The sequence below is a fragment of the Streptomyces sp. NPDC050509 genome (genome assembly GCF_044457965.1).
GTDB lineage: Bacteria > Actinomycetota > Actinomycetes > Streptomycetales > Streptomycetaceae > Streptomyces.
Genome location: NZ_JBITHL010000010.1, coordinates 87,436 through 99,173 on the forward strand (window position 1 = coordinate 87,436; position 11,738 = coordinate 99,173).

The 11,738-nt window shown below is 72.8% G+C and carries 10 protein-coding genes; 3 read left to right on the plus strand and 7 right to left on the minus strand.

Features of this window, described 5'->3' with window-relative positions; all coding sequences use genetic code 11:
• Nucleotides 1-54: 54 nt before the first annotated feature.
• Nucleotides 55-1,317, minus strand: coding sequence for a DUF2786 domain-containing protein (locus tag ACIBJC_RS27700; protein ID WP_399296960.1), 1,263 nt, complete (start codon nt 1,315-1,317; stop codon nt 55-57).
• A gap of 322 nt (nt 1,318-1,639) precedes the next feature.
• Between ACIBJC_RS27700 and ACIBJC_RS27705 the strand changes: the two genes are divergently transcribed.
• The gene (locus ACIBJC_RS27705) at nt 1,640-2,254 is read left to right on the plus strand and encodes a sugar O-acetyltransferase (RefSeq protein ID WP_399296962.1); all 615 of its coding nucleotides are present in this window, start codon (nt 1,640-1,642) and stop codon (nt 2,252-2,254) included.
• 53 nt (nt 2,255-2,307) lie between these two features.
• Here ACIBJC_RS27705 and ACIBJC_RS27710 read toward each other — a convergent pair whose 3' ends face one another.
• Entirely contained in the window at nt 2,308-2,784 is a 477-nt protein-coding gene (locus ACIBJC_RS27710) for an ATP-binding protein (RefSeq protein WP_399296964.1), read from the minus strand.
• 138 nt (nt 2,785-2,922) lie between these two features.
• Complete coding sequence (locus ACIBJC_RS27715; protein ID WP_399296966.1) at nt 2,923-3,837, minus strand: NADP-dependent oxidoreductase; 915 nt, start codon at nt 3,835-3,837, stop codon at nt 2,923-2,925.
• Between the two features lie 243 nt (nt 3,838-4,080).
• Between ACIBJC_RS27715 and ACIBJC_RS27720 the strand changes: the two genes are divergently transcribed.
• On the plus strand, nt 4,081-5,787 hold the full coding sequence (locus tag ACIBJC_RS27720) for a bifunctional 3'-5' exonuclease/DNA polymerase (RefSeq protein WP_399296968.1): 1,707 nt from the start codon (nt 4,081-4,083) through the stop codon (nt 5,785-5,787).
• 24 nt (nt 5,788-5,811) lie between these two features.
• Here the strand turns inward: ACIBJC_RS27720 and ACIBJC_RS27725 are convergent, their stop codons facing one another.
• From ACIBJC_RS27725 to ACIBJC_RS27735, 3 genes are all read right to left on the minus strand, one after another.
• Nucleotides 5,812-7,113: a hypothetical protein gene (locus ACIBJC_RS27725; RefSeq protein ID WP_399296970.1), complete on the minus strand. Its 1,302-nt coding sequence runs from the start codon at nt 7,111-7,113 to the stop codon at nt 5,812-5,814.
• A gap of 58 nt (nt 7,114-7,171) precedes the next feature.
• The gene (locus ACIBJC_RS27730; protein ID WP_399296972.1) at nt 7,172-7,774 is read right to left on the minus strand and encodes a SigE family RNA polymerase sigma factor; all 603 of its coding nucleotides are present in this window, start codon (nt 7,772-7,774) and stop codon (nt 7,172-7,174) included.
• A 445-nt stretch (nt 7,775-8,219) separates the two neighbouring features.
• Nucleotides 8,220-8,957 carry an NPP1 family protein gene (locus ACIBJC_RS27735; RefSeq protein ID WP_399297329.1) on the minus strand — a complete coding sequence of 246 codons (738 nt, stop codon included), beginning with the start codon at nt 8,955-8,957 and terminating at the stop codon, nt 8,220-8,222.
• A 287-nt stretch (nt 8,958-9,244) separates the two neighbouring features.
• On the opposite strand from ACIBJC_RS27735, the gene ACIBJC_RS27740 reads away from it, so the two are divergent.
• Nucleotides 9,245-10,276, plus strand: coding sequence for a superoxide dismutase (locus ACIBJC_RS27740; protein WP_399296974.1), 1,032 nt, complete (start codon nt 9,245-9,247; stop codon nt 10,274-10,276).
• 137 nt (nt 10,277-10,413) lie between these two features.
• Here the strand turns inward: ACIBJC_RS27740 and ccrA are convergent, their stop codons facing one another.
• Nucleotides 10,414-11,736 (minus strand): crotonyl-CoA carboxylase/reductase, encoded by a 1,323-nt coding sequence (ccrA, locus tag ACIBJC_RS27745; protein ID WP_399296976.1) that lies wholly within the window; start codon nt 11,734-11,736, stop codon nt 10,414-10,416.
• Nucleotides 11,737-11,738 lie beyond the last annotated feature (2 nt).

Below are 11,738 nucleotides of genomic sequence, written 5' to 3' on the forward strand. Positions count from 1 at the left end.
GAATGGAGCGCTAAGAGGGAAGCGGCGCGGGAGGGACCGCTGGAGGAGTCGGGGTCAGGCGGGGCGGATCCGGCCCCGTCGGTCCTTACCGCTCCTGTCGCTCCTACCGCCCTTGTCGCCTCCGTCGCCGGGCACGTGGGCCGCGTCCGCCGCCGAGACGCCGTGGGTCCACCCCTCGGCGTCCGTCACGCCGCGCACGCGCGTCGCGACCGTCTCCGGGAACATCCGGTCCGTACGGTCGGTCACCGCGGCTTCCCGTGCCGCGAGGACCGGGAGCAGCCCGGGGCCACCGCGCGCCGCTCCGTCGCCCTCCTCCAGCCGCTCCGTGGCCTCGCCCGTCGCCTGCTCCGTCGCCGCCGCCAGGCGTTCGCCGAGGCGGTACGCGTACGCCATCAGGAACGATTGCCGGAAGGTCTTCGTCCGTTTGCGGCCGCCCGCGCGCTGGGCCGCCTCCGCGCGGGTCATCGCCGAGGTGCCCTGCACCAGCAGGGAGGTGTGGAGCAGTTCGACCGCCTCCAGGTCCGGCTCGAACCCGACGACCGTCGAGAAGCCGTACGCGCTGTTCCAGACCGCACGGCAGCGGTTCGCGGAGGCGACCGCGTCGAGCAGGATCGCCTTCGCCGTCTCGTACGGGGCGTCCACGCCGATCCGGCACGCACCGGGCACATCACCGCGGTGCGTACGGTCCGCGAGCAGCGCCTCGTCGATGCTGTGGCGCGCCATCAGCTCCTGCGCCTTGGCGGTGAGCGCCTCGGCCTCCTGCGGGTAACCGGTGGCCTCCGCCTTGGCGAGCAGCGCGCGGATCCGGGTGAGCATGCGCGGTTCACCGTCGGCGGGCGGCAGATGGAGGGGCGTACCGGGCACCGGGCCGACCGGCTCGATCGCGGGCAGCCGGGCGAGCAGCAGATACAGCTCCAGGACGGTGGTGGCGTACGAGAAACGGTCGGCCCGGTACGAACCGGCGCCGCCCGCTCCGGGCCCCGACTCCTGGTCGAGGTCGGCGAGTTGGGCCGCCCAGCGCGGCGGCAGCCGCTCGTACCGCCGCGCCTCCCCGGCCGCCAGTTCGGCGAGGAGCCGGGGATGAGGGCCGTGCAGATCGCGGCGGACGAGGCGGGCCACGTCGGCGGGCTGCCAGCCGCGTTCCCAGGCCAGGCGCAGGAACTGCTCGCCGCGCCGCCGGAGTTCGGCGTCGGCGTCGGGGGCGGCGGCGAGGAGGGAGGCGCCGGTGTCGATGCCGTCGGGGCCCGTGGCGAGCATCGCGGCGACGGCGCGCTCGACCGTGCGCACGGGGTCGCCGGTGGCATGCTTCTCACTCATGCCGCGGGCCTCGCGCATGCCGCGGCCTCGCGGTGCTCCATGGCCATGGGGTGTCTCCTCCGACGGACGTGCCGTGTGCCTCTCGTTCCCGATGGTCGCAGGTCCGGGGCCCAGGACCGCACCCGGCCGGGGGCGGGGCCGTTCCGGGCCGGGGCCCGGGGGGCGTCCCGGGCGGGACCGGGGTGGCGTCCCCGGCCCCCATCGCCCCATCCTGTCCACAGCCTGTGGATAACCAACTGGCTGTCCGTGCCGCCGATTAGTCTGGGGGCTCCTGTCGACCGAGGGCTTCCATCCGAGGGCTCTCATCCGCGGAGGAGCATCCATGGGCGAGAACAAGCGGCGCATGCTGGACGGCGAGTGGTACCTCCCCGACGACGAGGAGCTGGGGGCGGACACCGAGCGCCGCTTCACGCTCTGCGCGGCGTACAACGCGAACGGCGGCGCCGCGCCCGGCGATCGCGCCAAGATCCTCGGGGAGCTGCTGGGTTCGGTGGGCGAGGACGTCCGGATCCGGCCGCCGTTCCAGTGCGACTACGGGACGTACATCAGCGTCGGGGCCCGTACGTTCGTCAACTTCAACGCGGTCTTCCTGGACGCCGCGCCGATCACCATCGGCTCCGACGTCCAGATAGGCCCGAATGTCCAGCTGCTCACTCCCACCCATGAACTGGACACGGAGCGCCGCCGGGCGGGCTGGGAGAAGGCGTCACCGGTGACGATCGGGGACAACGTCTGGCTGGGCGGCGGGGTCATCGTCTGCCCCGGGGTCACCATCGGCGAGAACACGGTGGTCGGCGCGGGATCCGTCGTCACGAAGGACCTGCCGGCGGGCGTCCTGGCCGTGGGGAACCCGGCGCGGGTCATACGCGAGCTGACCGGATCGGACGAGCGCATCGGTGTACGGCCCGGTGTGCGGCCGGACGAGCGGCGGGACTGAGCCCGCCCGCCACCACCTCCACACCCGCGTCCACCACGTCCGGGCGCCCCGCCCTACCTCTCCCCGGGCGCGAACTCGCACCACACCACCTTCCCCCGCGTGGGGCCGGTGTGGTCGCCCCAGTCCGAGGCCAGGGCGGTGACCAGGAGCAGTCCCCTGCCTTCCGTCGCCTCCGCGTCGACCGACTCGACGCCCGTCGGCCATCTCGGCGGCGTACGCGAGGGGTCGGCGACCTCGACGCGCAGGCAGCCGCCGTCCGGCGACCGCAGCAGGGCGAGGGTGACGGCGCCGCGCGTGCAGCCGCAGACGCAGACGCCGTGCCGCACGGCGTTGGTGACGAGTTCGCTGACCGCCAGTTCGACGGTGGCCGCGGACTCACCGCCCACCCGGCGCAGCGCGAGCACCTCGCGGGTGTGACGGCGGGCCCGCCCGGCCGCCTCCGGCTGGTGCCGGAGGGGGATCCGGGTGAGCGAGAGCCACGACCGGCCGGAGTCGTAGACGTCGTGCGCAGGTCCACTGTCAGTGAGCATCGCTACTCTCGGACATCAATAGATCACAGAGGGCAACCTATCGTGCATGAGAGGAGCACCGCCGTGCCACATCACCGCTTCCGGGCCCTGTCGGGCCGGGCGATCCGACGCACTCGGCCCGACGATCGCCTCCGTCCCTCAGGGCGTGATCACGAGCTTTCCGCCCGCGTGCCCCTCCTCGCTCGCCTCCTGCGCCTTCGCGGCCTCCTCAAGGGGGAAGGTCCCCGCGATCCGTACGCGCAGCGCGCCCTCCGTCGCCAGCCGGGCGTTCTCCGCCAGGCCGGCGCGCTGCTTCTCGGGCGGCGTGCCGCCGGAGGAGAAGGTCACCCCCAGCTCCTGCGCGGCCATGTCGGCGATGGTGATGATCCGGTCCGTGGTGCCGCCGCGCAGCTCGATCGAGTCGGGCAGCGCCCCCTTCCCCGACACGTCGAAGACGGCGTCGATCCCCTGGGGCGCCGCCGCGCGGACCCGCTCGACCAGGCCGTCCCCGTACGTCACGGGTACGGCGCCGAGCGAGCGTACGTAGTCGTGGTTGGCCGGGGAGGCCGTGCCGATCACGGTGGCGCCGCGCGCCACCGCGAGCTGGGCGGCCACGGCACCGACACTGCCCGCCGCGCCGTGCAGCAGCAGGGTCTCGCCGTCCCGGACCCCGAGCGCGTCGAGGACGCGCAGCGAGGTCTCCCCCGCCACGGGGAGCGCCGCTGCCTCGTCCCAGCTCAGTCCTGCGGGCTTGGCGACGACGATGCCCGCCAGGGCGTACGGGGCGTAGGCGCCGGTGGCGGACCAGCCCAGCACCTCGTCGCCGACGGCGAAGTCGGTCACCCCTTCACCGGTCTCGTCCACGATCCCGGCGAACTCCACACCGGGGACGGCGGGGAGCGGGGTGGGAAAGACCGCTTCCATCCATCCGTGGCGGATCTTGTAGTCCACCGGGTTGACACCGGCGGCCCGTACGGCCACCCGGACCTCACCGGGGCCCGCGTGCGGTTCGTCCATGTCCTGGACGTGCAGCACCTCGGGCCCGCCGAATTCCTCGAAAACGACCGCGCGCATCTGAACCTCCACAGATCTCATGTGCTCTACATGTCCTGCGTGCTCTACGTGCTCTACGTGCCGTACATGCTTTACGTGCTCCGTGGGCCCGTCGGAGCTGTCAACACCCGGTCCGGTGCCCGTGTTCCGACTTCAGGACCGATCTTCCCGGTGACCGGACGCGCCCGCCTCCCGGGCGGCCGGCGCGCGGTGCCGGGCCGGGGCCGAAGGCCGTTGTCAGACCCTCCTGCGAGACTCGCTCCCATGACCGGACGATGGGCGGTGGCTCCGACGGACGGCGGCGGCGCGCTGCTCGTCCCGCTGGGCGAGGACGGCCGGGCGGCCGGCCCCGTACTGCGGGAGCCGGATCTCGCCACGGCGGTCGGGGCGCGTCTGCCCGAGGTGGAGCGCTGGGTGTGGCGGGCCACCTCGCTGGTGTATCCGCGCCTGCTGGCGGCGGGGGTGCGGGTCGAGCGGTGTTACGACATCGAGGCGAGCGAGTCGCTGTTGCTGGCCCACGAGGGACGGCTCGGAGAGCCCCGGTCGGCGGCGGCCGCATGGGCGCGGTTGCGGAACGGGCCGGTGCCGCCCGACCCGCCGCCCCGCTCGGCGGAGCCGGGCTCGCAGTCCTCGCTCTTCGAGCCGCGCGCGGGGCTGGAGATCCCGTTCGAGGCGCTGGTGGAGGTGTACGCGGAGCAGCAGCGGCGGCACTCGGCGGCCGAGCACCCCGGGCGGATGCGGCTGCTCACCGCGTCCGAGTCCGCTGGCATGCTGGTGGCCGCCGAGATGCGCAGGGCGGGGCTGCCCTGGCGGGCGGACGTGCACCGGGAGGTGCTGCGCGAGCTGCTCGGCGAGCGGTACGCGGGCGGGGGCGAGCCGCGGCGGCTGGCGGAGCTGGCGGACGCGGTGTCGGAGGCGTTCGGCCGGCGGGTGCGGCCGGACCTGCCGGCGGATGTGGTGAAGGCGTTCGCCCAGGCGGGCATCCGGGTGAAGTCGACGCGGCGCTGGGAGCTGGCGGAGATCGGCCATCCGGCGGTGGAGCCGCTGATCGAGTACAAGAAGCTGTACCGGATCTGGACGGCGCACGGCTGGAGCTGGCTCCAGGACTGGGTACGGGACGGCCGGTTCCGCCCGGAGTACCAGCCGGGCGGTACGGTCTCGGGCCGCTGGACCACCAACGGCGGCGGGGCGCTCCAGATCCCCCGGGTGATCCGCCGGGCGGTCGTCGCCGACGAGGGGTGGCGTCTGGTGGTGGCGGACGCCGATCAGATGGAGCCGCGCGTCCTGGCGGCGATCTCCCGCGACCCGGGGCTGATGGAGGTGGCGGGACATCCCGGCGATCTGTACACGGCCCTGTCCGACCGGGGGTTCTCGGGCGACCGGGACCACGCGAAGCTCGCCCTGCTGGGAGCGATCTACGGCCAGACGTCCGGCGACGGGCTGAAGAATCTGGCGGCGCTGCGCCGGAGGTTCCCGCTCGCCGTGGCGTATGTGGACGACGCGGCCAGGGCGGGCGAGGAGGGCAGGATCGTACGGACCTGGCTCGGGCGGACGAGTCCGCGCGCGGCCGGGGCGGAGGACGACGAGGCCGGGATTCCGCAGGAGATACCGGAGCCGGACGGCCCGGCGTCCGCCGACTCCTCCGGCGGCGAGTTCACCCCCGGGTACGCCTCGTCGAACGGCCGGGCCCGCGGCCGCTTCACCCGTAACTTCGTCGTGCAGGGCAGCGCGGCCGACTGGGCGCTGCTGATGCTGGCGGCGCTGCGCCGGGCGCTCGCGGGGATGCGCGCCGAGCTGGTCTTCTTCCAGCACGACGAGGTGATCGTGCACTGCCCGGCGGAGGAGGCCGAGGCGGTGGCGGAGGCGATCGACGCGGCCGGGGCGCTGGCCGGGAGGATCGCCTTCGGCGAGACGCCGGTGCGGTTCACGTTCACGACGGCGACGGTGGAGCGGTACTCCGACGCGAAGTGAGCGGTGAACCGCCGGCGTCCCGTCTCAGCCGAGCCACTTCTCGCTGGTCGCGATCGTGGTGAGCTGTTCGAGGGTGAGCGCGGGCGTCGCGCGGGTGGCCGGGGTGTTCTGCGCACCGGAGTTGAAGGCGGAGACGACGACCCGCAGCCCGTCGGGCCTGATGGTGTCGACGGTCCACTGCACGACCCCGGCGCCGCCCTTCTCGCCGTTCTGCTTTGTCGCCTTCACCTGCGTACCGTCCGGCAGGGTCGTGGCGCCGCCGAACAACTCGCCCACGACACCCGACATGCCGGGCTGCACATTGATCTGGACGAGGCTGCGCCCCTTGCCGTCGTCGACCACGGCGTACGCGAATTCGTTCTCCTGCCGGCCCTGGTCGTACACCTTCAGTGCGGTGGGCAGCAGCGAGGCGAACACCGTACCGACCTGCACGTCGCTCCGCCCGGCCGAGCCGCCGCCGTCACCACCGCCGGGCCCCCTGCCGCGCGGCGGCGCGGGCAGCCGGGCCGCCGTTCCGCGCCACTCGTCCGAGGTGACCAGCGCCTTCAGCGTCGCCCGGTCCAGCGGCGGATCAGGCCGACTGATCTCCGCGCCCTTCTCCGCCGGGGCGTTGTACTCACTCGCGTCGACCAGGAAACCGTCGGAGGTCAGCAGCACGGCCCGCCAGTTCTTGGTGTCCTCGCGCCGGTCCGGATACACGTATCCCTGGAGGATCATGAGCTGGGAACCGTCGGTCAGTTCGGTGGTGTCGCAGGAGTCGTACGGCGTGTAGGCGCGGGCCGGGCAGGTGACCTGGTCGCCGGCCTCCGTGGCGTTCACGCGGGAGAGCCCGACCGAGACCTCGGCCCTGCCCTCGCCGTCGTCGAAGACGCCGCGCACCGTCGCCCCGCCGTTCCGGCTCTCCGCCGTGTCGCTCAGCTCGCCCTCCGGGAGCAGCCGCGCCAGCGCCCCGGTCAGGCCCCCGCCCGAGGCCGCCCCGGCCCCGGTGACCAGCGCGCGGGGCTCGGCGGTCGCGGCCCCGGTCGCGGCCTCCGACGCGGTGGAGCTGTCCGCCGCCGTACCGCCGGGCAGCCGGTCCCCGTACATCCCGCCCAACCCGACCGTGCCCAGCACGACCGTGCCCAGCACGAGCGCGCCGCCCGTGACCACGGCGATGCGCCGCCGGGCCAGTCTGCGGCGGCCCCGGCGCAGCCCGGCGTCGACCAGGGCCGCCCGGTCGACGGGCGTGAAGCTGCTGCCCGTACGGTGCAGCGCCTCGCCGAGTTCGCCCTCGAACGGTGCCGTTTCCGACGCTTCACATGGCTTTTGTGAACTTTCCGAGGGCATGGTCGACCCCACTTCTCTCTCGTTTCCCACTGGACAGAATCAGTTGCCGAAGATCTCGTCAGGCCGCGAACTCGGCGTAGTGCCCGCCCAGTTGCTCCCGGAGTTTCGCGAGCGCGCGCACCGATCGGGTGCGTACGGCGGCGGAGCTGACGTTCATGGCCTCGGCCGTCTCCTCGACGCTGCGGTCCTCCCAGTACCGCAGCACCACCACCGCGCGGTCCTTGGGCGCGAGTCGCCCGAGCGCGCCGAGCAGGGCGATCCGCAGCGCCGGATCGTCGTCCGGGCCGCCGGAACCACCGGGTCCGCCTACCCCCGGGGCGGGCTCGGGGAGCTCCCCGAGCGGTCTCTCACCGGCCGAACGGCGCCGCTGGTGGGTGAGGAACGTACGGACGAGGACGGTCTGGGCGTACGCCGCCGGGTTGTCGATCCGGGAGACGCGCCCCCACAGCGCGTACATCCGGCCGAGCGTCTCCTGCACCAGGTCCTCGGCCAGGTAGGTGTCACCGCCGGCCAACAGGCAGGCGGAGCGGAAGAGTTGGTTCGTACGACCGGCCGCGAACTCCCGGAAGTCCTCCTCCCGGGAGGTACGGGCCGTACGAGCGGTCTCTCTGCCCGTACGCCCCGCACCTCCCGTCCACCCCGTCCACGCCGTGCGCCGCATCGACTCCCCCGTCTCCCCCGTGGCGCCCGGTTCCCCCGCGTCCGCCCCGCCTTCCACCTCATCGACGCGGTGACCCGGCGGAAATGTTTCAGCGGCCTGAGAAAAAAGAGGAGGCCCACTCGGCGGCCCCGTCCGACATGCGGAAACCATCGGCTGCGGAAGCCATCGGCCGTGGAAACGGTGGTACCGCTGCTCCCACCTTCACGGCCGGCGGTCACCGGTCGAAGGACCTGATGGCCGAGGCCGCTGACCTGTACGGCCAGATCGCCGTCGGCCCGCCGCGCTGACCGCGGTGGCTGTCACCGTCGCTGGACCGGGGCGGCTGTCACCGTCGCGGACCGGGGTGGCGCCCGGCGCGCGGACAGCCGACGCGGGGAGGAGCCCCCACGTCCGCGAGGCGTGAGGCGTGAGGCGTGAGGGCTCCTGTCGGGCGTCGGAATGCCCGTCAGGCGTTCGGGTCGAACGGGATGGCGGCCGGCTTGGCCTTCTCCAGGTGGCTGTTGAAGCTTCCGTCCTTGAGGCCGAAGGTGGCGCTGCCGAAATTGGCCTGGCTGAGCTTGTCGCGCAGACCCGCGGGGTAGCCGTTCCAGCCGACGAGGCTGGGGTACTGCCATGCGCGGTAGTGGTTCTCCGGCGGCTCGTCGTTGGCGTTGGCGGCGCGGAAGGCGTGCGTGCTCAGGCCGTCCTTGTGGTAAACGATCTTGGGGTGCGCGCCGTCCCAGCGGATCTGGTCGCGGTTGTGGACGGTGAATCCGCCGTGCGCGGAGGTGGAGACGTACTGGGCCTGATTGTTCTGCACCCACACCACGACGTGCTCCCAGTCGTGGCGGTGCCCGCCGACCGACGCCTGGTCCTTCTCGAAGTAGAGGCCGTACATGATCGCGCACCAGCCGTTGTTGCACTTGGAGCGCGCGTACCCGTTGGTGTTGTCGAGGTCCGCCTGGTCGCGGCACTCGCCCTGGGGCGCGCCCGACGGGTTGAGGCCGCCGTTGAGGGTGCCGTCGGGCCCGATGGCCGGGGTGGGGTAGCAGCCGTCGGTGTCGTAGTCGTAGGCGGGCTGGTACGCGCGCTCCAACTCGTCCGCGTTGGCGGACAGGGCCGCCGGAGGGGCGGCGAAAGCGCTGCCCGGGAGGGCGATGACCAGCGCGACGGCGCTACCGAGGGTGAGGGCGGCCTTGACCATGGGCGAGCTTCTCTTCACTGCGTCCTCCTGATGGACCGCGACGTGGGGCCGACGGCCTTACTGACATGCCCACTTCATACACGGGGAACTCCGGCACATGACAGCTCGTTACGAACGAAACAGAGCCTTGGGCAGAGCAACGAACGGCAGCAGAAGCCGAGTTGACGTCGAACTGACGTCGAGCTGAAGCCGGTTCGAAGCCCCGCCGGCCGAGTTCTCCCCTGGAGTCACCGAGTCCGCAGCGTTCCCCGCTTCCCTCACCCCACGTCTCACGGAGGCCCTGAACCATGACCCGGAACCACCCCCACCAACACCCCCACCAACACTCCCACCAGCAACCCCACCAGCACCCCCGCACCGCGCTTTCCCCGTCCCGGCGCGCCCTGCTCGGCGGCACCGCCCTCGCGGCGCTCGCCCTGACGGCCGGCACCGGCCCGGCGAGCGCCGCCACCGGCACCCCGGCCCCCGCGTGGCCGACCGGGTTCCCGCTGCCCGACGGCTTCCTCCCCGAGGGGATCAGCATCGGGAGCAGGCCGTACGCGTACATGGGCTCGCGCGCCAACGGCGCCGTGTACCGCACCGATCTGCGCACCGGCGAGGGCGCGGTCCTCTACCCGGGCGAGACGGGCACGGCGGCCGTCGGGGTCGAACTGGACGACGACGGGCTGCTCTACGTGGCCGGAGGCGGCGGCGGATCGGCGAGGGTCCTCGACACCCGTACCGGCCGCCTCGTGGCCACGTACCAGCCGACGCCCGCGACCGGTCACTTCATCAACGACGTGATCCTGCTCGGCGACCGCGCCTGGTTCACCGACTCACGCGACAGCGTGCTGTACGGCGTCCCGCGCGGTCGGGCGCGAGCGGCCGGGGGCAGGGGAGGGATCCGCAGCCTCCCCCTCGGCGGCGACTGGGTGCAGACACCCGAGGTGAACAACGCCAACGGCATCGTCACCGCCCCCGGCGGCCGAGGGCTGATCGTCGTCAGCAGCCAGCCCGGCAGGCTCTACCACGTGGAGCTGACAACCGGTCACGCGACGGAGCTGGCCCTGAAGGGCGCGGCGGACGTCGCCAACGGCGACGGTCTCCTCCGGCTCGGCCGCACGCTGTACGTCGTACAGAACCGGCTGAACCTCATCAGCGTGTTCACACTCGACGCGGGCCTCCGCTCCGCCACCCTGCGCCGCACGATCACCGACCCGCGCTTCGACGTACCCACCACCGTCGCCCGCTGGGACGACCGCCTCTACCTGGTCAACGCCCGCTTCACCACGCCGCAGACGCCCGAGACGACGTTCAACGGCGTCGCCGTTCCGCTCTGACCCGTCCCGTCCCGACCAGTCCCGACCAGTCCGGTCACGACCAGTCCAGTCCGGTCCCGACCCGTGGCGCCGCGGCCCCCTATGTACGGGGCCGGCGCCACGGCCGTCCTCCGCCGACCGCTGGCCGTCCGCCGTCCTCAGTGCGTACGGAACAGCCCGAGCCGCCGCTCGCCGACCCGGGCGCGCAGCGCCGGATCCTCCACCCCGAGGCCGTCCTTCGGTGCCAGGCAGCGGATGCCGACCTTGCCGGCGTGCCTGCCGAGCTGGACGGCCCTGGTCGCCTCGCCCGCCTCGGTGAGCGGATAGGTGACCGACAGCGTCGGCACGATCATCCCCAGACTGAGCAGGCGGTTGGCCTCATGTGCCTCGGCCGTGTTCGCGCCGTGGCTGCCGACGATGCGCTTGACCTTCATCCACAGGTAGCGGTTGTCGTAGTCGTGCTGGTACCCGCTGCTGGAACCGCAGGTCACGACGGTGCCGCCGCGCCGCGCGAGATAGACGGACGCGCCGAACGTCTCCTGGCCGGTGTGCTCGAACACAATGTGCGGGTCCTCGCCGACGAGCCCCCGGATCGCCTCGCCCATCCGCCGCAGCACCTTCGGGTTCTTGAGGCCGCCCGGCGCGTTCATGAACTCCTGCCGGTTGATGACCGCTTCGCAGCCGAGTTCCCGCAGGAGGCCGACGCGCTCCTCGGAGCCGACCATGGCGACCGGTATCCCGCCGCCGTTCTTCACCATCTGCACCGCGTAGCCGCCGAGGCCGCCCGCTGCGCCCCAGATGAGCACGATGTCGCCCTGTTTCATCCGCGCGCCGTTGGGGCTGACCAGCATCCGGTACGCGGTCATCCCGCACAGCATGTTGGCCGCGGACTCCTCCCATGTCAGATGCGCGGGCTTGCGCAGGAGCTGGTTCGCCTTCACCACGGCGAAATCGGCCATCCCGCCGAAGTTCGTCTCGTACCCCCAGGCGAGGATGTCGTCGGCGATCATGCCGTCACCGGATCCTGAGGTCACCTGGCCGCTGGTGTAGGTCGGGCTGACGACCACACGGTCACCCGGCACCCAGTTCTCCACGGCCGCCCCCGTCCGTACGATCACGCCCGAGGCGTCGGAGCCGATCACCTGCTCGGGGCGGTCGTGGCGCGCGGCGCGCGCGCTCTGCCTGCCGATGCGCTCCAGGAAGGCGAAGGTCGGGACCGGCCTGAACGTGGCCGACCACACCGTGTTGAAGTTGACCGCCGAGGCCATCACCGCCATCAGCACCTCGTCGGGCGCGAGTTCGGGCATGGCGACCTCGCCCACGTGGACGGACCGGCGGACGTCGGGATCCTGCTCGTCGGCACCGAACATGCTGACGTCCTGCTTACGGATGTAGGCCGCCCGGTAGCGGTCCGGCACCGGGAGCCCGGCGAGCCGCTCGCCGGGAGCGTCGGCCAGCACGGCCTCGATGAGTTCGGACATGG

Coding starts and splice junctions, on each gene's coding strand:
- ACIBJC_RS27730 (WP_399296972.1), bottom strand. CDS start 7,774: ATGCGGCGCACGGCGTGGACGGGGTGGACGGGAGGTGCGGGGCGTACG.
- ACIBJC_RS27735 (WP_399297329.1), bottom strand. CDS start 8,957: ATGGTCAAGGCCGCCCTCACCCTCGGTAGCGCCGTCGCGCTGGTCATC.
- ACIBJC_RS27740 (WP_399296974.1), top strand. CDS start 9,245: ATGACCCGGAACCACCCCCACCAACACCCCCACCAACACTCCCACCAG.
- ccrA (WP_399296976.1), bottom strand. CDS start 11,736: ATGTCCGAACTCATCGAGGCCGTGCTGGCCGACGCTCCCGGCGAGCGG.
- ACIBJC_RS27700 (WP_399296960.1), bottom strand. CDS start 1,317: ATGAGTGAGAAGCATGCCACCGGCGACCCCGTGCGCACGGTCGAGCGC.
- ACIBJC_RS27715 (WP_399296966.1), bottom strand. CDS start 3,837: ATGCGCGCGGTCGTTTTCGAGGAATTCGGCGGGCCCGAGGTGCTGCAC.
- ACIBJC_RS27720 (WP_399296968.1), top strand. CDS start 4,081: ATGACCGGACGATGGGCGGTGGCTCCGACGGACGGCGGCGGCGCGCTG.
- ACIBJC_RS27725 (WP_399296970.1), bottom strand. CDS start 7,113: ATGCCCTCGGAAAGTTCACAAAAGCCATGTGAAGCGTCGGAAACGGCA.
- ACIBJC_RS27710 (WP_399296964.1), bottom strand. CDS start 2,784: ATGCTCACTGACAGTGGACCTGCGCACGACGTCTACGACTCCGGCCGG.
- ACIBJC_RS27705 (WP_399296962.1), top strand. CDS start 1,640: ATGGGCGAGAACAAGCGGCGCATGCTGGACGGCGAGTGGTACCTCCCC.